General features: G+C 67.7%; 18 protein-coding genes. 10 read left to right on the top strand and 8 right to left on the bottom strand.

All coding sequences use genetic code 11. The features are described 5' to 3' along the window. Positions 1 to 55: 55 nt before the first annotated feature. Positions 56 to 721 (top strand): histidine phosphatase family protein, encoded by a 666-nt coding sequence (locus AC1DFE_RS03535; RefSeq protein WP_476904523.1) that lies wholly within the window; start codon positions 56 to 58, stop codon positions 719 to 721. A gap of 105 nt (positions 722 to 826) precedes the next feature. After that, entirely contained in the window at positions 827 to 1,330 is a 504-nt protein-coding gene (locus AC1DFE_RS03530) for a GNAT family N-acetyltransferase (RefSeq protein WP_476904522.1), read from the top strand. A gap of 13 nt (positions 1,331 to 1,343) precedes the next feature. Here the strand turns inward: AC1DFE_RS03530 and AC1DFE_RS03525 are convergent, their stop codons facing one another. Then, positions 1,344 to 2,237, bottom strand: a complete 894-nt coding sequence (locus tag AC1DFE_RS03525; protein WP_476904521.1) for a cytochrome c oxidase assembly protein — start codon at positions 2,235 to 2,237, stop codon at positions 1,344 to 1,346. A gap of 245 nt (positions 2,238 to 2,482) precedes the next feature. Between AC1DFE_RS03525 and AC1DFE_RS03520 the strand changes: the two genes are divergently transcribed. Beyond that, positions 2,483 to 2,917, top strand: coding sequence for an acyl-CoA thioesterase (locus tag AC1DFE_RS03520; RefSeq protein ID WP_476904520.1), 435 nt, complete (start codon positions 2,483 to 2,485; stop codon positions 2,915 to 2,917). 57 nt (positions 2,918 to 2,974) lie between these two features. Here the strand turns inward: AC1DFE_RS03520 and AC1DFE_RS03515 are convergent, their stop codons facing one another. From AC1DFE_RS03515 to AC1DFE_RS03505, 3 genes are all read right to left on the bottom strand, one after another. Further along, positions 2,975 to 4,006 carry an FAD-dependent monooxygenase gene (locus AC1DFE_RS03515; protein ID WP_476904519.1) on the bottom strand — a complete coding sequence of 344 codons (1,032 nt, stop codon included), beginning with the start codon at positions 4,004 to 4,006 and terminating at the stop codon, positions 2,975 to 2,977. A gap of 30 nt (positions 4,007 to 4,036) precedes the next feature. Beyond that, on the bottom strand, positions 4,037 to 5,221 hold the full coding sequence (locus AC1DFE_RS03510) for a 4-hydroxybenzoate 3-monooxygenase (RefSeq protein WP_476904518.1): 1,185 nt from the start codon (positions 5,219 to 5,221) through the stop codon (positions 4,037 to 4,039). Between the two features lie 132 nt (positions 5,222 to 5,353). Continuing rightward, a complete protein-coding gene (locus AC1DFE_RS03505) occupies positions 5,354 to 6,103 on the bottom strand; it encodes an IclR family transcriptional regulator (protein WP_476904517.1) in 750 nt (249 codons plus the stop codon). Positions 6,104 to 6,326: 223 nt separating this feature from the next. On the opposite strand from AC1DFE_RS03505, the gene AC1DFE_RS03500 reads away from it, so the two are divergent. Together AC1DFE_RS03500 and AC1DFE_RS03495 are read left to right on the top strand one after the other, a co-directional pair. Continuing rightward, on the top strand, positions 6,327 to 8,744 hold the full coding sequence (locus AC1DFE_RS03500) for a molybdopterin oxidoreductase family protein (protein WP_476904516.1): 2,418 nt from the start codon (positions 6,327 to 6,329) through the stop codon (positions 8,742 to 8,744). Continuing rightward, entirely contained in the window at positions 8,741 to 9,202 is a 462-nt protein-coding gene (locus tag AC1DFE_RS03495) for a hypothetical protein (protein WP_476904515.1), read from the top strand. Before AC1DFE_RS03500 ends, AC1DFE_RS03495 begins: the two co-directional genes overlap by 4 nt. A gap of 41 nt (positions 9,203 to 9,243) precedes the next feature. Here the strand turns inward: AC1DFE_RS03495 and AC1DFE_RS03490 are convergent, their stop codons facing one another. Both AC1DFE_RS03490 and AC1DFE_RS03485 read right to left on the bottom strand, forming a co-directional pair. Beyond that, positions 9,244 to 10,320, bottom strand: a complete 1,077-nt coding sequence (locus tag AC1DFE_RS03490) for an FUSC family protein (protein ID WP_476904514.1) — start codon at positions 10,318 to 10,320, stop codon at positions 9,244 to 9,246. Positions 10,321 to 10,492: 172 nt separating this feature from the next. Beyond that, positions 10,493 to 11,482: an SMP-30/gluconolactonase/LRE family protein gene (locus AC1DFE_RS03485; RefSeq protein ID WP_476904513.1), complete on the bottom strand. Its 990-nt coding sequence runs from the start codon at positions 11,480 to 11,482 to the stop codon at positions 10,493 to 10,495. A 236-nt stretch (positions 11,483 to 11,718) separates the two neighbouring features. Between AC1DFE_RS03485 and AC1DFE_RS03480 the strand changes: the two genes are divergently transcribed. Next, positions 11,719 to 12,669: an amino acid-binding protein gene (locus tag AC1DFE_RS03480; protein WP_476904512.1), complete on the top strand. Its 951-nt coding sequence runs from the start codon at positions 11,719 to 11,721 to the stop codon at positions 12,667 to 12,669. Here the strand turns inward: AC1DFE_RS03480 and AC1DFE_RS03475 are convergent. Both AC1DFE_RS03475 and AC1DFE_RS03470 read right to left on the bottom strand, forming a co-directional pair. After that, positions 12,617 to 13,150 carry an HPP family protein gene (locus AC1DFE_RS03475; protein WP_476904511.1) on the bottom strand — a complete coding sequence of 178 codons (534 nt, stop codon included), beginning with the start codon at positions 13,148 to 13,150 and terminating at the stop codon, positions 12,617 to 12,619. The genes AC1DFE_RS03480 and AC1DFE_RS03475 overlap by 53 nt on opposite strands. Positions 13,151 to 13,254: 104 nt before the next feature. Beyond that, positions 13,255 to 14,238, bottom strand: coding sequence for an aldo/keto reductase (locus tag AC1DFE_RS03470; RefSeq protein ID WP_476904510.1), 984 nt, complete (start codon positions 14,236 to 14,238; stop codon positions 13,255 to 13,257). A 267-nt stretch (positions 14,239 to 14,505) separates the two neighbouring features. Between AC1DFE_RS03470 and AC1DFE_RS03465 the strand changes: the two genes are divergently transcribed. The 4 genes from AC1DFE_RS03465 (at position 14,506) to AC1DFE_RS03450 (ending at position 18,894) form a co-directional block, all read left to right on the top strand. After that, a complete protein-coding gene (locus tag AC1DFE_RS03465) occupies positions 14,506 to 15,864 on the top strand; it encodes an MFS transporter (RefSeq protein WP_476904509.1) in 1,359 nt (452 codons plus the stop codon). Between the two features lie 67 nt (positions 15,865 to 15,931). Beyond that, on the top strand, positions 15,932 to 16,615 hold the full coding sequence (locus AC1DFE_RS03460) for a GntR family transcriptional regulator (protein ID WP_214851996.1): 684 nt from the start codon (positions 15,932 to 15,934) through the stop codon (positions 16,613 to 16,615). Next, on the top strand, positions 16,612 to 17,427 hold the full coding sequence (locus AC1DFE_RS03455) for an aspartate/glutamate racemase family protein (protein WP_476904508.1): 816 nt from the start codon (positions 16,612 to 16,614) through the stop codon (positions 17,425 to 17,427). The genes AC1DFE_RS03460 and AC1DFE_RS03455 overlap by 4 nt, the downstream gene beginning before the upstream one ends. 45 nt (positions 17,428 to 17,472) lie before the next feature. After that, complete coding sequence (locus AC1DFE_RS03450; RefSeq protein ID WP_476904507.1) at positions 17,473 to 18,894, top strand: amidohydrolase family protein; 1,422 nt, start codon at positions 17,473 to 17,475, stop codon at positions 18,892 to 18,894. Positions 18,895 to 18,900 lie beyond the last annotated feature (6 nt).

The raw sequence follows: 18,900 nt of genomic DNA, 5'->3' as shown, positions 1-18,900 counted from the left end.
CAGAAGGCTGGCCCGCACGCCTACCGTCCCGACGATGACAAGGAAAACGCGAACCATGAGGCTGCTGCTCATCCGCCACGGCGAAACTCCCGGTAACGTGCTGGGGCAGCTGGACACCGCCCACCCCGGGCCCGGGCTCACCGAACTTGGCGAGCGCCAGGCGGAGGCCCTGCCGCGGGCCCTGGTGAACGAGCCGATCAGTGCGCTGTACGCGTCCACCCTGCTCCGCACCCAGATCACCGCCCGGCCGTTGGGCCGCGAGCTCGGCCTTGACGTGGAGATCCTGGACGGCATCCACGAGATCGAGGCGGGCGCCTTGGAAAAGCTGACGGACCACGAGTCCCACCGCCGGTACATGAGCACCGTCTTCGCATGGACGGACGGCGATTTCGACCGCCGGATGCCCGCCGGGCCCGATGGGCATGAGTTCTTCGACCGCTACGACGCGGCCATCGCCAAGGTGGCCGCGGAAGCCGCCGGCACCGGCGCGGTGGCCATGGTGAGCCACGGCGCCGCGATCCGCGTCTGGGCGGGACACCGGGCAGGGAACATCGACATGGAGTTTGCCGCCCGGCACGTCCTCGCCAACACCGGCATTGTGGCGCTGGAAGGTGACCCCGACGCCGGCTGGAACCTGATCCACTGGGATGCCAGCCCCGTGGGCGGCCTGGCCCTGGCCGACCCCACCGCCGAGGACCCGACCGGAAAGAGCACGGCATAGGGCCCGGCGCCAAGTGTTCCCATGCCGCTTACCGGCAGGAAACACCGCGGTAACGGGCCGCTTCTAGCCTTGATCTGCATACCCCTTCGGCGAATCGAGGCACAGATGCAGACCAATCCCAGGCTCAACATCCGGAAAGTCAGCTGGTCTAACCCTGTGGGTGCCGATCTGCGCGCGGCGCAGCAGGCGGAACTGGACGCCCGCTTCGGATGCGCCGACCATGAACCGGGACCCAAGCCGTCCGAAGTGGATACCGCCGTGTTCATCGTGGCGTACGACAAAGGCTCCGGCCAGCCGGTGGGCTGCGGAGGCCTTCGGCTGCTCGACTCCGAAACGGCGGAAATCAAGCGCCTCTACGTTCTCCCGTACACCCGCGGTTCGGGCGTGGCCAGCTCCATCCTGGCCGCCCTCGAAGCCGAGGCCTTTGCCCAGGGCATCACCCGGATCACTGCGGAAGCCGGCTCGGCACAGACCGACGGCCGGAGCTTCTATGCCCACTCCGGTTTCGAACCGGTGCCCAATTTCGGTCCCTACATCGGCGTCGAGCACTCCTGCTGTTTCGCTAAAAGCATCGATTCCCACAGTGCCGCCCACACTGCCATGGCCTGAGGCAGGCCAGCCGTCAGTCGACGCTTCGGACGCCCCGCTCCAGGTGTGCCCGGCTGAGGGCCTCAATTTCTTCATCGCTGAGGTCATCGAAAGACTTCGCTTCCCGCTTCTCGGTGCGCGAGAACCGGACGAACATCAAAATGATGAGGGGAAGGTCCACCACCTCGGCGAGAAACCACATCAGGTCCCCGGCGAGCTGCTGGTCCCGCAGCGGTGCGGGGAACCAGGCCGCGTGGTTCCCCGGGACCGACGTTGCGCCGTCGAGGACTCCGGGGCTGAGCCGCATCAGTATCCCGGGCACCGCGTCAGCCAGCAGTTCGATGAACACAAAGATGAATTCGACCACGATCAGTGACCCTGTGCGTCCGGCCCCGTCTTCCATGATGGGCACGGTCATCAGCAACCCCATCAGGGGAACCACCAAGGTGAGCACGACCTCGGCGGCCGGGTTGGTTCGAAGCACGTAAAAGAAGGGGGTCAGGAACAGGGTGAACATCGCAAGCCCCAGCAAGGCAGCCATCAGCGTGTTGCTGAGCATGCGGACAAGCCTGTGACCCAGCACCTCTTCTATCCTCGCCGCGCCCACCGGCCCCAGAGTCCGCCTGGCCAGCGTGAGTGGCTTGCCCAGACCAATCAGCAGCGGTACCACGAACAGGTAGGAGGTCACTTTGAGTGTGAACGCCCACCGGAGGTCGTGGCTGTAGGTGCCAGGGAATCCAAAGCTCAGGGCGGCAAAGCTACCCAGGCCGAGCACGTAAAAGGCAAAACTGTTCCATAAGGGCCAGCGGATGCCCCGGCCCTTGGCTGCCACCAGCCCTTTGGTGTACAGGACCGCTGCGGCCACAAGGATGAGCAGCGCCGGCCAGTTCATGGTCCATGCCGCGAGGGCAATGCTTATCGGTGGCAAGGTCAGCAATCCTGGCCGGAAGGATGCGCGGCCAAGCCTGCGCAGTGATGGGTCGTATCGGTTTTCACGGTGTTCCTCCAGCGCCTTCCCGGTGTGCCGCGCGGGGCACTGGGACAGCGAGTTGTGGTGTGCCCTGAACCGGGCGCACCCTATCCATGGTACGGACTTGCCACCGGTACGGCATGCCATGCGACGGCGGCCGTCACACTCCCGAGGGGCGGGCCGCCGTCGGCTAATCTCGCGCTATGGAAACCAAAGACATTACGTTCCGCACCCGCAAGTGGGTGCGGCCCGAGGACCTCAACGCCAATGGCACGCTGTTCGGCGGCAGCCTGCTGAAGTGGATCGATGAGGAAGCCGCGATCTACGCCATCCTGCAGCTGGGCAACGGCCGTGCGGTCACCAAGTACATCTCGGAAATCAACTTCGTCAGCTCCGCGGTCCAGGGCGACCTGATCGAGATGGGCCTGACCGCCACCCGGTTCGGCCGTACGTCGCTGACCATGCGGGCCGAGGTCCGCAACATGATCACCCGGCAGAGCATCCTCACGATTGAGGAGATCGTGTTCGTGAACCTCAGCTCCACCGGCAAGCCGGAGCCCCACGGCTACACGGAAATCACCTACGACCGGGACCGCATCCCCACGCACCACCTCACCGAAACGCTGCAGCGGGACTAGCGCAGCCGCCGTCGTACGGGCTTTGGCCGCCCCCAGGGTTTTGACGCGCCGCCAGCCTTACCGGGAAGCCAGCCTCAGCAGCCCGTCCCGGAGCGGCTGTGCCCGTTCGGCAAGGGCCACGCCCGCCATGGCGGACGAGGCCAGCCGCAGCAGCTGGGTCCGGAGGGCGCGCTGCCGGTCATAGGCCTTGAGCGCGTCCTCCAGCGGATGGGCGTTGAGGAGTTCGGCCAGCGTGACCGCGTCCACGAGCGCCTCACACGCGCCGCGGCCGAGGTTGGGCGTCATGCCGTGGGCGGCGTCGCCCGCCAGGACGGCGCCCGGCCGCACAAAACTCCCGAGGTTGGGCGCCGTCCAGATCCTCTGTGCCAAGGTGGCGTCCGGCGTCGCCTTCCCGAGCACCGTCAGGACCGCAGGGGCGCCTCCGGCAAAGCGCTCCTTTGCCTGCTGCAGCGCCCCCGCAGCATCGACGCCAACCGGCCCGAGGGTTGAGCGGAACGAGGCGTACCAGTATGTCCGGCCACCGGACGCGGGTGTGATGCCGAACAGCTGCCCGCGTCCCCAGTACTCCCCGCCGGAGTCGGCCCGGACGGGCACGGGAAGGACGCCGCGCAAGGCCAGGTAGGGCGTCAGCCTTGCCTGCGACCTGGCGCCCCAGAAGAAGCGGCGGACCACGCTGTTGACGCCATCGGCCCCCACCAACAGGCCCGACGTCAGCGGTCCGGTAGCGGGGATCTCCTCCACTCTGCCCTCGATGCGGTGCACTGAGCCGGGCACGACGGCGTCGAGGATGCGGATGAGGTCGGCCCGGGAGATGCCCAGGACCCCGCGGACCCCGGGTGCCAGCAGTGCCGTGCCGGCCTCATCGCGCAGGGCCATCCCGCCAAACGTCGTGCCTGCCTCCCTGATCTGCGGCAGGACCCCCAGAACCGCCAGGGCTGCCTGGGCTTCCGGCCACATGGCCAGCGACGTTTCCACCGCCGGGATGCCGGGCCGCTGCTCATGGATGGTGACATCAAAGCGCCCCTGGTCCAGGCCGGCCGCGAGCGCGAGGCCGGCAATCCCGCCGCCGATGATCTTTATGGCTTCCATGGACCCGATGTTAAGCCCGACGGCGGGAGGCTAGGCGGACGGCCAGCCGGTGTAGGCCTCGGCAAGGTACGCCTGGCCGTGCCGCGAGGACACCACGGACTTCAGCTCGCCCAGCTGGCGGGCCCGCGCGAAGTCGCCGCCGTCTGCGGGTGTGTGCAGCATGGTGGTCATCCAGTAGGAGAACTGCTGGGCCTTCCAGACGCGGTCAAGGGCGCGGTCGCTGTAGGAGTCCAGGAGGGCCGTGGCGCCGCTGTTGTAGTAGCTGTCGAACCCCTCGAACAGCACCTTCACGTCGTGGATCGCCAGGTTCAGGCCCTTGGCGCCGGTCGGCGGCACCGTGTGCGCGGCGTCGCCGGCCAGGAACAGCTTGCCGTGCCGCATGGGCGTGTGCACGAAGCTGCGGAAGGGCAGGACCATCTTGTCGATAACCGGGCCTTCCTTCAGTTCGAAGCCGTTGCCGTTGACCCGGCTGCGGAACTCCGCCCAGATCCGCTCATCGTTCCAGTCGGCCACGTTTTCCTTCGGGTCGCACTGGAAGTACATGCGCTGCACGGTTTCGGTGCGCTGGCTGATGAGGGCAAAGCCGTTCTCGGAGTTGGCATAGATCAGCTCGTCGGAACTGCGCGGCGCCTCGGCCAGGATGCCGAACCACGCGAACGGGTACTCGTGGAAGTACCACTTGCGGTTCGCCTCCGGGATCTGGAAGCGGCAGTGGCTGCGTGAGCCGTCCGCGCCGGTAATGAAGTCGGCCTGGAGCTCGTACTCAACGCCGTCGGCATCGGTGAACCAGACCTTGGGCTTGTCCTCGATGTCGTGGATGGTCGTGTCGGTGACGCTGTAGCGCACGTCCCCGCCGTCGGCTTCGCGGCGGGCGGCCAGGTCCGTGAAGACGTCGGTCTGCGGGTAGAGCCAGACGGACTCCCCCACGAGTTCCTTGAAGTCGATGCGGTGGCTTTCGCCGTTGAACCGCAGCTCGATGCCGTCGTGACGGTCTCCCTGGCGCAGCACACGGTCGGACACGCCGCCGTCTACCAGCATGTTCACCGTGCCGTGCTCCAGGATGCCGGCCCGGACCGTTTCGGAGATTTCCTGCCGGCTGCGGATCTCAATCACGGTGGATTCGATTCCGGCCTTGGCCAGCAGGTGGGACAGCATGAGTCCCGCAGGCCCTGCGCCCAGGATGGCCACCTGGGTGGTGATGATCTGTCGTGCCATGGTGTTCCTCGCTCCGTTGCGTGGCCCGGTGGTCCGGGCGGAAGGTGGTTGCTGGCTAACAGTGTGCGCCGGATTGTGTGGTCGGCGTTACAGCAATTCCGCTGAATGGAATCAGCCCCCGCCGACGAAGGTTCAGCCAGCGCTCTCGCTGAGTCGCCGGGCGATGCCGCGGGCCGCCGTCTGGAGGGCCGGGACCAGCGCCTGCATGCGCATCTCCCGCAGGGGAACGACGACGCCGAGCGCCGCCACTGCGCGCTTCTGGCCGTCCAGTACGGGGACAGCAATGCCCCAGGTGTCCGGATCGATCACCCCGGCCAGTTCGGCATACCCCTGGTTGGCGGCCTCAGCCAGCCAGGCGCGCACTTCGTCGCTGCCAACCTTGCCGGCGGGATCGGCAAACTGGTCCAGGTATTCGGTCTGGACAGGCTTTGGCTGGTGTGACATCAGGGCCAGGCCGGCCGATGAGACATGGACGGCCATCCGGCCGGCGATCTGGGCCCGGTTTGCCACGGAACCCCGGCGGGACAGCCGCTCCACGAACAGTGCTTCCCAGCCGTCCAACACTGCGAGGTTCACGTTCTGGTTGAGCACGTGCTGGATGTCCTCCATGAAGGGCATCGCCGCCTGGCGCAAGGCCAGCGTTGGCGAGTTTCGGTTCACCAGCTCCCATAGCCGCAATCCCAGCCGCACCGAGCCACCGGGACTGGTTTCCAGCAGCCCGTGCGTGGCCAGCTGCCGCACCAGGCGGTGGGCCGTGGTGAGGGGCAGGTCCGCGCGCTCCGCGAGCTCGGACAGCTGCAGGACGGTGGCGCCGGCCGGGAACGCCGCGATGACGCGCACCACGCGGTCCACCACCGAATCCCCGGAGACTGAGTTGGCCACCGCATTCCTGCTTCCATTCAATGGTTTGAATTGTCCCAGATTACACCCGGACACTGCCGCCGTCCTGCCGGTCGGGGCACTGGTGGCCGTCCCGCAAGCGATCGCCGCGGCACCCGGTCTGGAGGCCGCCGTCGAACGCTCATGAGCCAGACCCTTCCGTGAACGACTGCGGCGGGTAACCTAAGGGCAGTAAGTTCACTTACCATCCTTGGAGGCTGATTCCATGACGGACCGGATTGCAGACATCTGGGGGGAGCGGACGCCCCATGGAAGCGGGCAGGCGTGGCCCGAGCGCGTGGACCAGGTCCTGGCCGAGGGGCTGACCGACGCCGATGTGGACCGCTGGGTGCAGTCGGCCTGCGTCCTGTGCAGCAACGGCTGCGGCTGCGACATCGCCGTCAAGGACGGGAAAATGGTGGGCATCCGCGGCCGTGTGCAGGACCGGGTGAACCGCGGCCGGCTGGGACCCAAGGGCCTCTACGGCAGCTGGCAGGGCGAGGAGCACCGGGACCGTCTGACCCGGCCGCTGATCCGGGTGGACGGCCGGCTGGTGGAGACGGACTGGGACACCGCCATGGGCCGCATCGTGGAGCGGAGCAAGGAACTCCTGGCCTCCAAGGGCCCGCTCAGCCACGGCTTCTACACCAGCGGACAGCTGTTTTTGGAGGAGTACTACGCGCTGGGCATCCTCGGCAAGGCCGGAATCGGCACGCCGCACATGGACGGCAACACCCGGCTGTGCACGGCCACGGCGGCGGCGGCGCTGAAGGAGACCTTCGGTGCCGACGGCCAGCCGGGCAGCTACACGGACATCGATGACTGCAGCGCCATCTTCCTCTACGGCCACAACATGGCAGAGACGCAGACGGTGTTGTGGTCGCGCGTGCTGGACCGGCTGGACGGACCGAACCCGCCGAAGCTCGTCTGCATCGATCCGCGCGACACCGAGGTGGCCCGCCGCGCCGACGTGCACCTGCCGGTTCATCCGGGCACCAACCTGGCGCTGATGAACGGCCTGGTCCGCGAGCTTTTCGCCAACGGCTGGATCGAAGCGGACTACATCGCGGAGCACACCCTCAACGTGGAGCAGTTGCGCAGCGTGGTGGAACCGTGGACACCGGAGAAGGTGGCCGAAGCCTGTGGCGTGGACGCTGCGGACGTGCGGCGCGCGGCGGAGATCTTCGGCACCGAGGAACGGGTGCTTTCCACTGTCCTGCAGGGTTTCTACCAGTCGGCCCATGCGACGGCGTCCGCGTGCCAGGTCAACAACCTGCATCTGCTCCGGGGCATGCTGGGCCGGCCCGGCTGCGGTCTGCTGCAGATGAACGGCCAGCCCACCGCCCAGAACAACAGGGAATGCGGCGCCGACGGCGACCTGCCGGGCTTCCGTAACTGGGAGAACCCGCAGCATGTGCAGGACCTGGCCCGGCTGTGGAACGTGGACCCCGGCGTCATTCCGCACTGGGCCCCGCCCACCCACGCCCTGCAGATCTTCCGCTATGTCGAACAGGGCTCCATCGGGCTGCTGTGGATTTCCGCGACGAACCCGGCCGTGTCCATGCCCCAGCTGGAACGCATCCGGCACATCCTGGACAAGGACAATCTGTTCCTGGTGGTGCAGGACATTTACCTGACCGAGACGGGGCAGTATGCCGACGTCGTCCTCCCCTGCGCCGCCTGGGGCGAGAAGACCGGCACCTTTACGAACGTTGACCGGACGGTCCATCTGTCCGAAAAGGCCGTGGATCCGCCTGGCGAGGCAAGGAGCGACCTCGACGTTTTCCTGGACTACACTCGCAGGATGGAGTTCACGGACAAGGACGGCCGGCCACTCCTGGACTGGTCCGGTCCCGAGGACGGCTTCGAGGCATGGAAGGAATGCTCGCGCGGCCGCCCGTGCGACTACACCGGCCTGAGCTACGGGAAACTCCGGGGCGGCAGCGGCATCCAGTGGCCCTGCACCGACCAGCAGCCGGGAGGGACCGAGCGGCTGTACACCGACGGAGAATTCCCCACCGGTCCGGAGTACTGCGAGTCCTTCGGGCACGACCTCCTCACCGGCGCCACCACGGGCGAAACCGAGTACAAGGCAACGGTTCAGCCCGGGAAGGCCTGGCTCAAGGCCCTCGATTACACCCCGCCCCATGAGGAACCCGACGCCGACTACCCGCTGCGCTACACCACCGGACGGACGGCGTACCATTTTCACACGCGGACCAAGACCGGGCGCAGCCGCCGGCTCAACGCCGCCGCGCCGGAACCGTGGATCGAGATGTCAGTGGAGGATGCCGCACGTGCCGGCTGCCAGGAGGGGGACATCGCCCGGGTGACGTCCCGGCGCGGCAGCCTCGAAGTTCCGGTTCGGGTCGGCGACATCCGCCCGGGCACCGTCTTCGCGCCGTTCCACTACGGCTACTGGGACACATCCGACGGCGGTGCCGGCACCGCCGTCGGGGTTAAGCCCGACGACGGCCGGCACCGGGCGGCGAATGAGCTCACCATCACCGAATGGGACCCGGTATCCAAGCAGCCGCTCTTCAAGAACGCCGCTGTCCGGGTAGAAAAGCTGCGGAGCGGCGACGGCCCGTCGAAGGCTCCGGAGACCACCGCATCCCGCCGCGCGACAGGAGCGCAGCGATGAAACTTCCCGTCTATATCGGCCTGCTGGACGAGGCGGAGGCCACGCTCGCGTCGTCGTTCCGTGTGGTGGCGGAGGGCCACGGCGACGAGCCCGACGTGCATTTCATCCTGCAGACGTTCGCCAAGAAGTGCGACGCCCACCGGGCGGCGCTGAAGCCGGTCATTGACCGGTACGGCGAGGACGTCGAGGGCGAGGAGGAGCACCGGCTGACGGCCAATGGCGTGAAGGAGGTCCGGTCCGGGCCGCTGGCGTTGATGCTTGACCTGCAGGACCTGTACGTGCTGGTCAACCACATTGACGTCACGTGGATGATGGTGGGGCAGGCTGCCAAGGGCGATCGGGACAAGGAGCTCCAGGGCGTGGTGCAGCAGTGCGAGGGCGACTCCCAGCTGGAAATCCGCTGGCTGCAAACGAGGATGAAGCAGGCCGCACCGCAGGCGCTCCTGATGGCTGAATGACTGGGGTGGCTGAATGACTGGTCGCTGACTGAAACCGCGGGTCAGCGCGCCGCCACCCCCGCCGAAGTCCGCCGCGAAATCCGGGACCACACGGCGGGGGCCAGCACCACGGCGGTACCGACGGCGGCGCCGATCACCGTTTCCACGATCCGGTCGCGGAGCAGGATGCCGGGTGCTGCCGGTGCGACGAGCAGCGTGGAGATCAGTGCCAGCGGCGTCACAAAGACCTGGGCCAGCACGTAGTTCCGGGCAATGAAAAGCTCGGCGCCGAACTGGCAGATGGCGATCACCAGGACCGTCTGCCACGGCACGGGCTGCAGCAGCAGGATGCCCGCCAGGAGGATCAGGCCCAGGACGGTGCCGATGATCCTCTGGACGCCGCGGGCGATGCGGTGCCGCGTGGTCCGTCCCACCAGCGGAACAACGGCCGCCACCATGGCCCAGTAGTTGTGCCCGAAGCCGAGCATCTGGCCAACGACGGTGGCGAGGGTTCCCGCGAGACCCGCGGCCACGAGATAGCCCACCGCCTCGAGCCCGGCCGCGCGCTTCTCCTCCGCCGTAAGCCGGACGGGCGCAGGCATTTCCCACGGTGTCCGGTGGCTCCGCAGTACACGGGACGACAGCCCCACGGCAAGGCAGAAGAGCGTGGTCAGGACGGACATCAGCATGCACTGCCACAGCGGCGGCTGGCTGGGAATCGACGCGATCGCGGCGAACGCGAAGATGTGGAACAGCGAGCCCGCCGGCCGGTGCCGCCAGCGGGCGATCACCAGCGAGCAGCCGCCGGCGACAAGCGTAGTGGCCAGCACCTGCAGCCAGATGCTCACCTCCTGGGCCAGGCCGCCGGCGTGCACGATCCGTGCGGTGAGCGAAGCCAGGAGGATCACCAGGAGCATGAGCCCACCGGCCCGGATCTGGATAAAGAACCGCTTGCGGTGCAGCTCGCCGCGGCCATAAATGCCGGTGAACGCGCCGAAGGAAGCAAAGATCGCCAGGTCCAGGCGGCCCAGCAGCACCAGGGTGATCAGCGGCACTAACACACCCACGGCGCACCGCACGGCGACGTGATGATCCTTATTTGCCGGGGCAAGGGTGAACATCTCGGCCAGCAGGTTCACGGGGGAATCGCGCCTTTCGTTGCAGTTTGGAACTGACGACGGCGGCACTGGCGTCCAGATGCCAGTTTAACGGGGACGGCCCCCGCCTTTCCCCCGGAGGCCGCCTGCTGCCCTGTTGCGTTCGTCTCTCTGGCTGTTCGTGTCTACCGTTCCCGGGCCTGCTTGCCGGGGCCTACTTTGTGGCGTTGGTGCGCGCCTCCACGGTGACCACTTCGAAGGTCTTGGCGTTCGGCACTCCAAACTTGGCATTGACGGCGGCGAGGGTGTCATCGAAGAGTGCGGCCGTCGTCGGGACGTTGAAGTGCGGGCTGGTGATGACCTCCCGCAGCTTTGCTGTTGATTCGTGGAAGTTGACCCGGAGCCTGCTGACCTGGTTGGAGTTCTGCACGGCCCAGACGGTATTGCCCCTGACCAGGATGCCGTCGACGTTGGGCACCTTCACGCCCGTGATCGCAGTGCTGGCACCGGTCCGCGGGCTGACCGTGTACAGCGCCGCGTTGCCCGAGTGGGCCACCACGAGCCGGCGGGCGTCGCGTGAGTACGCGATGCCGTTGAGGTTGAACTGCGCCTTGGTGTCCGCCGCGGGACCCGTGACGGCCAGTGTGCGCACGGTGCCGAGGTCGCCGTCGTCGTCCACCGGTATGAAGTACAGCTCAGCCTGCCGCGAGTTGGTGAACCAGGCGCCGTGGTCCGTGAGCGCCACATCGTTGATGAAGGCCTCCTTCTTGGTCAACTGGTAGGTCTTGACTGTCTTCCCCGTGTCGGTGTCGTACACATAGGCCTGGCCGGTGGGGCCGCCGGCCACGAACAGCAGATCGTTGTCCCGGTCCACCTTCATGCCCACGGCCATCCTGCCGGCAGGCGCATCGATGAACTTGGTCGCTTTGTTGTTGCGGATGTCGCCGCGGTAGATGTCCCCGGTGACCAGGTCACCTGCGAAGAACCTGGTGCTTCCGGCGGCTGCGATGCCTTCGGCGCCCTTGGCCCCGTCCAGCAGGATGACCGGGGCGACTTCCTCCGCACGGGACTGCGCGGACTGGGCCTCTCCGGCGGAGGCGACGGGTGCGGGGACCAGGAGCGCGGCGAGGGCGAGGAACCCTGCGGCGGCACGGCGGCGTGTATGACCTGTACTGATGCTGATGGGCATGGCGGTGCTCTCCACGAGTCGACTTTTCCGTGCGAGCAGGCCGTTGTACGGGAGCTCCGCACGCTGGTCCCTTCAGTGTAGGGACCAGGCCGGAGGCTGGCCATAGCCCGAGTTTTTGTCCAGATATTGGCCGCAAAAGCCCCATCAGCGGCCATTATCTGGACAAAAACTCCATGCATCCGGGGGGAATGTTCGCGCGACCGGAACGCGCGGGCAATCCGCCGGTAACAGCGGCCCGGCAGGCTGGAACCATGAAGCCCCACACGCCAGAGCCCCGCCAGCGGAACCGCCACACGCAAAATCGCCACAAGCCCAACCCCGCCGCGGCTGAACTGAGCTGTGAAGTCTGCGGGCAGATGCCCGAACCCACCAAGACACGCCTCACGGTGGCCAATGTCGCCGTCATGCTCCCGATCGAGGTGCTGGTGCACGCGCTGGTGGTGCAGACGCATCTGCCGTATCTGGCCAAGGTGCTGGTCCTGACCCTGACGGCCACCGTCCTGGTGATCTGGGTGGCCGAGCCGTCCGCCGCGAGAATCCTGCGGCGGTGGCTCCACGCCCCCGCGCTCCGTCACCGACGGCGGCTCGGTACTGCGCCTGCGCTCTGGCGTGCCCGGACGGTCCTCCGCGACGAGCCAGGCTCCCTCAAGCGGGTCACCAGGTCCCTGGCGCAGCTGGACACCAACATCCTGGGCATCCACGTCCATCCGGTCCGGGGCGGGGTGATGGATGAATTCGTGCTCTCCGCCCCTGGTGAGGTCAGCGAGCGCCAGCTGCTCGAGGCCCTGACCGACGGCGGCGGCCGGAGCGCGCAGGTCTGGCCCACCACCGCCCTGGCCATGGCCGACGGGCAGACCAGGGCCCTGAGCCTGGCTGCACGGATCGCCTCCACGCCGGAGGAACTTCCGCTGGCCGTGGCGGAACTGCTGTCCGCCCGGATCCTCGACCCCGGCAGCGAGTCAGCCCGCCACAGCCAAACGAACGGTGCCGCAACGAACGACGCCGGCACCCTCCTGAAGATCCCCACCGCCTGGCACGGACCCATCACCTTCTTCCGTCCGGGCGAGCCGTTTACGCCGGCCGAATCGGCCCGGGCCCACCGGCTCGCGGAGCTCGCCGAAATCCTGGCGCACCGGCACGAATCCGGGCTCACTTCCGCGCCGGGCGGGTCCCCAGCAGCATGTTCAGCCCCCAGCCGATGAGTGTAGTCATGACTACGGCCGCACCAACAGACGCCAGCTGCGCCGGTGTGGAGAGGATGCCCAGACTGACGATCAGCGTCGTCGCTCCCGCCGGCGGATGCGGCATGCCGGTCCACGTCAGCACCAGCGTGGTCAGCGCCACCGACAGGGCCCCGGCGATGACGTGCAGCGGCGTCAGCCCGCCCACGGGAGCCGAGGGCTGGTCCTGCAGCCCAAAGGCGTAGAGGCACAGGGCACCTGCCACCAGCCCGACGCCGTGGCCGGCGAGGGCGTTGACCGGCCGCGAGGCCTCCTGTTCAGGGGACTCGAAGAACAGCATCACCGTAGGGCCGAGGCTTGGGAAAAGCCACGGGAGGTGAAGGAGAACGCCGACGACTCCGCAGAGTCCCAGGACCACGATCACCAGGGCGGCCGCATACACGCCAGCCCCGAGCCCGTGCCATTGGCTTTTCATTCTCTCCAGCAAAGAAGCCTGTGCCATCGCCGATCCTCCCGGGTCCTGCAACGCCCTGCGTCCGGCGTTGTGGTGACCCGTACCCCGTCGGCCACAGGCTTACGCGGACCAACAGCCGGGATCCAGTCCCGTCAGAACCCGGAGGGGTAGCGGGGTGTGTAGCTCCCTTCGAGGCGCCGGATCTCCGATTCAGTCAGGTCAAGCTCGACGGCGGCAGCGGCGTCGTCGATATGCCGTTCCTTCGTCGCCCCGATGATGGGGGCGGTGACGGCGGACTTGCCCGCGCTCCAGGCCAGGGCGATCCGGGCCATGGGCACGCCACGTTCGTCGGCAATGGCGGCGACTGCATCGACGATGGCTTTGTTCGCGTCCTCGTCCTGCCTGTACAGGCCCTTGCCGAACTCGTCCGTGTCCTGCCGAGCCCCGGATCCGGCAGCACCCCACGGCCTGGTCAGGTTTCCCCGCGCCAGCGGGCTCCAGGGGATGACGCCCACGCCGGTTGCCTGGCAGAACGGGTGCATTTCGCGTTCCTCCTCCCGCTCGAGGAGGTTGTACTGGTCCTGCATGGACACGAACCTGGTCCAGGCGTTCAGCTCCGCCACGTGCTGCATGCGTGCGAACTGCCAGGCCCACATGCTTGACGCCCCGATGTAGCGCGCCTTGCCCGCCTTCACGACGTCATGCAGAGCCTCCATCGTCTCCTCGACGGGAGTCACCGGGTCATAGCGGTGGATCTGGTAGAGGTCCACGTAGTCGGTGCCAAGCCGGGTCAGGGACGCGTCGATCTCGTGCATGATCGCGGCCCGGCTGAGGCCGGCCCCGTTGCGTGCCTGGCGCATCCGGCCGTGGACCTTGGTGGCGATCTGGACCTCCTCGCGCGGGGCCAGTTCCTTGAGCAGGGTGCCGGTGATCTCCTCGCTCGAGCCGGCAGAGTACACATTGGCTGTGTCGAACGTGGTGATCCCCGCCTCGTAGGCACGCCGCACGAACGGCCTGGCCTCGTCGAGCCCCACGCTCCACCCGTGCGAGCCCTTGCCCGGGTCGCCGTAGCTCATCATGCCCAGGACGACGGCGCTGATTTCCAGCCCGGAGTTTCCAAGTCGGACCGTTTTCATTGGGTTCTCCCTTTCGAGTCTTGCCATCCGGCCGGTAGTCACAATTCGTTTTTTCGCAGGCCACGGCCATCTTCACCGAAAACCCTTGACAGTGTCCCACGCCGCTCCTTACCTTGAGTTTGGGATCCCAAAATGGGATCCCAAACGGCGGGTCTTTCCTCCGGCGCCGACCCCGACAACTGCCAGCCCGAAGATCCCGCCGAACCGCGGCGGCACCGCCCACTTCATCCCCTTTCCCTGTCCGCACCTTCCCGCAAAGGAGAAGCTGTGTCTCTCCCAGATACTGAAGCAGTGACAACCCACGCCCAATCCACCGAACCCCGCGGCACGAAGCCCGGCAAGGACGGAGTGCAACGACGCACCAACGTCCGCTGGAAGCTCTTCCTGCTGCTGCTCGTGCTGGTCTCCGTCAACTACGTCGACCGGGGTTCCATCTCGGTCGCCCTCCCAATCATCCAAAAAGAATTCAACCTCGCCCCGGAGCTCGTGGGCCTCCTGCTCTCGGCCTTCTTCTGGACCTACGCCCTGATGCAGATCCCGGTGGGACTGCTGATCGATAAGTTCGGTCCGCGCAAGGTCATGACCGCTTCCTGCCTGGGCTGGGGTGCCGCCACCGCCGCCTCAGGCATGGCCGGCGGCTTCCTCAGCATGTTCATCGCCCGCCTGGGCATCGGCGTCACCGAGGCCGGCGTCATGCCGGCCGGCGGCAAGCTGAACGCCATCTGGATGCACAGGTCGGAGCGGGGCCGCGGCGCGACCATCCTGGACGCCGGCGCTCCCCTCGGCGCGGGCCTGGGCGGCATCCTCATCTCCGTGCTCATCGCCTCCACCGGCAGCTGGCGGACGTCCTTTGTCATCGCCGGCGCCGCCACCGTGCTCATGGGCCTCGCCGTCTGGTGGTACGTCCGCGACAATCCCCGCCAGCACCGCCGCGTCAACGCGGCCGAGGCCGACTACATCGAGGCCTCCCACGCCGAGGAGGACGCCGAGGCGCAGCTGGACGGCAGCAAGGGCAAGCGCGCGCTGCTCCCCTACCTGAAGTTCCGTTCCTTCTGGGCCATGTGCTTCGGCTGGCTGGGCTTCAACGGCGTGTTCTACGGCCTGCTCACCTGGGGCCCGCTGTACCTCGCCCAGGCCAAGGGCTTCGACCTGAAAACCGTCGGCTGGTCCACCTTCGTGATCTTCGGGGCCGGATTCGTCGGCGAGATCCTGGGCGGCACCATCGCCGACAAGTGGCGGGCGTCCGGCGCCTCCGCCAACCGCGTCATGCGGACTCTGCTGGGCATATCCAGCGTCGTGGTGGTGGGCGGCCTCGTCGGGGTGACCGTCGTCGCGGACCCGACCACCGCCGTCGTCCTTCTCTCCGTGGTGATGTTCTTCCTCCGCTGGGTGGGCCTGTTCTGGAGCATCCCGTCCATCCTGGGCGGCCGCACCAACGCCGGCGTCCTCGGCGGGGCCATGAACTTCAGCGGCAACATCTCCGGCTTCGTCACACCGATCGCCGTCGGCCTGATCGTGGGAGCCACCGGCTCCTACACCTGGGCGCTGCTCTACTTCGTGGGATCCGCCATCATCATGGGGGTCTCCGTGCTCACCCTGAATTACAACAAGCGCCTGCCTGTCTAAGCTGGGCAGCAAACCCCAGCTCCCGCCGCCGGGAGCGCAAAGCCACCAAAAATCCGAATGGAGCACCATGCTTACCGCAGAAGAGACCCAGGATAAGGAACGCCCCCTCCGCGAGGCCGTCCGGGACACCCTCCGCACCAGGATCTTTGAGGGGCATTACGCTCCCGGCACCCGGCTCGTGGAACGCGACCTGGCCACCGAGTTCAACGTCTCCCGCCTTCCCGTCCGGGAGGCCCTCAGGATGCTCCGCCAGGAAGGGCTCATCAGCGACCGCGGGGCCCGGGGCGCGGAAGTCAGCACGCTCAGCGCCAAGGACGTCGAGGACCTCTTCGACGTCCGGCAGTCACTGGAGGTGCTGGCCTGCCGGCTCGCCGCCACCCGCGCCACGGCTGAGGACCTCGGCCACCTGTTGGGGCTGCTGGACGAGGCCGACCGCTGCCTCGCCAAGGGTGCCGTGATCGAGGCGCACCGGGCCAACAGCGAATTCCACGACGCCATCACCGGCATCGCCGACAACAACTTTCTCAAATCCGCGCTGGAACCCCTGCAGGGGCGCATGCACTGGCTGTTCCGCCACGTCAGCGACCTGCCGGAACTGATCCAGGAACACCGGGACCTGTACGGGGCCATCGCCAGCGGCGACCCTGACCGCGCCGCCGCCCAATCGGCGTCGCACATCGGGAAGTACCGCGAACAGTTCCCCGAGGACTTCCAGAAAACGGAACCAGCCCTGCACCGGAAGAAAAAATGAAGCTTCTTGTCATCAACCCAAACATCAGCGACGACGTCACCGCGCTGATCGAGTCCGAGGCCCGGCGTTCGGCCTCCCCCGGCACCAGCCTGGTGGTCCGCACGGCCGGCCACGGTGTGGAGTACATCGAAACCCGCTTTGAGTCGCTCATCGCCGCGGGCGCCGTCGCCGAGATGATCGCCGAACACACCGCCGGCGCCGGGTCCCCTAACGCTGATCCCGACGCCGGCCCGATGGACGGCGTCGTGGTTGCGGCTTTCGGGGACCCGGGGATGCCGGCCCTGAAGGAGCTGGCCGACGTACCCGTCATCGGCATTACCGAGGCCGCCCTCTGCGCCGCGGCGCTGCAGGGCCACCGCTTCTCCATCATCGCCATCTCGGACCGGATCCGGCCGTGGTACCTGGACTGCGTGGAGCGGTTCGGCCTCGGCGGCCGGCTGGCCTCCATCCGCTCCATCAATGAGTCCCTGAACGCCATCGGCTCGGTGCAGCAGGACTTCAAGGAAACCCTCCTGGCACTCGGCCGGCAGGCCGTCGCGGAGGACGGGGCCGACGTCGTCATCCTCGCCGGAGCGCCCCTGGCGGGCTTGGCCAGGGAACTCCGGGGGCAGATCCCCGTGCCCGTGGTGGACGGCATTTCGGCCGGGATCCGGATGGCCGAGGCCGTGGTGGGGCTCCAGTCCGGCCTGCACCGCGCCGGCGCGTTCGCCCCGCCGCCGGTTAAGGCCCGGCAGGGCCTGTCCCAAAATCTCGACGCCGCCCTGACCACCGCCCAGACGGCGTCGAACGCCGCGGCGGCGTCAGCAAACTAATCCCAGCAAACTTCCCCCATCAGCTTCCCAGTCAGGAGGACAACGATGTCCCGCATCCCCGAACTCGTCATCGCCAACGGCACCGTGGTCAACAGTTTTGGCCGCCGGCACGCCCACGTCGTGGTGGTGGACGGCAAAATCAACCAGTTGCTTGACGCCACGGAACCCGCACCCGACGCCCGCCGCACCATCGACGCCACCGGCCAGCTGGTCATCCCCGGCGGCGTGGACGGGCACTGCCACGTGGCCCAGGTGACCGGCCGGTTCCGCACCCGGGACGATTACCGGACCACGTCCACCGCGGCCCTGTGGGGCGGCACCACCACCATCATCGACTTCGGCATCCCCCGCGACGCCCGCGAAACCCCGCTGGCCGCCGTGCTCAACAAGAAGGAACTGGCGCAGGAGTCCCGCTGCGACGTGGCCCTCCACGGGTCCGTGGTCAGCTGGGACGAGACCGTGCCGTGGCAGCTCGAACAGCTCGCAGCCGAGGGCGTCCGCTCCGTGAAGATGTACACCACCAACCGCGGCACCACGATGGCCGACGGGAACACCATCCTGAAGGTGATGCGCGAAATGGTCAGGCTGGATGGACTCACCTACATCCACGCCGAGCACGATCCCATCATCGCGGACTGCACGGCGCAGCACGCCGACGACGGCAGGATCGGCATCGAGCACCTGCACCGCACCCGCCCCGAGCTGGCCGAGGAAATCTCGGTCCGGGAAACCCTCGCCATGGCCCGGTACGCAAAGGCCCCCGTGTACTTCGTGCACCAGTCCACGCCCGGCGCGGTCGACCTGGTCACCGAGGCCCGGGCCCGCGGCCAGGAAGCGTACTCCGAAACGTGCCCGCACTACCTCACGCTCGATGACACGGTGTACGGCTCGGCCTTCCCGGAGTGGTACGCCTGCTGCCCGCCGATGCGCAGCCCGGAGACGGTTGCGGCGCTCAAGGAGCGGCTGGCCGACGGCGCCATCCACACCGTGGCCTCGGACCATTCCTGTTACGACCTGACCCAGAAGCGCGAACGGACCGACGATATCCGGGCCATGCCGCACGGCCTCCCCGGCGTGGAGACGCGCATGCCCGTCACGTTCACCGCCATGGCCGAAGCCGGCTGCACCGTGGAGGACTTCGTGGAGGTTTTCTCCGCCGGCCCGGCGCGCATCAATGCCCTGCCCGGGAAGGGCACCATCGCCGAGGGCTTCGACGCCGACTTGGTGCTGTTCGATCCCGTGGAGAAGCGGGCCGTGGACGGCGGCGCCCTGCACATGGGAACCGACTTCTCGCCGTTCGACGGCCGCACGCTGGCCGGCTGGCCCGCCGTCGTGGTGTCCGCAGGCCGTGTGGTGCTGGACCGGGAGGGCTTCCACGATCCCGGGGCCGTGGGCCGATTCGTGGCCCGGAACGGGTTCCGGGAACACCTTGCCGCCGCTGCCGATCTGTCGCCCGCTACCCTCTAGGAACAC

It is taken from the genome of Arthrobacter sp. 05T423 (genome assembly GCF_056396245.1).
This window is presented reverse-complemented; position numbering and strand designations above follow the sequence as displayed.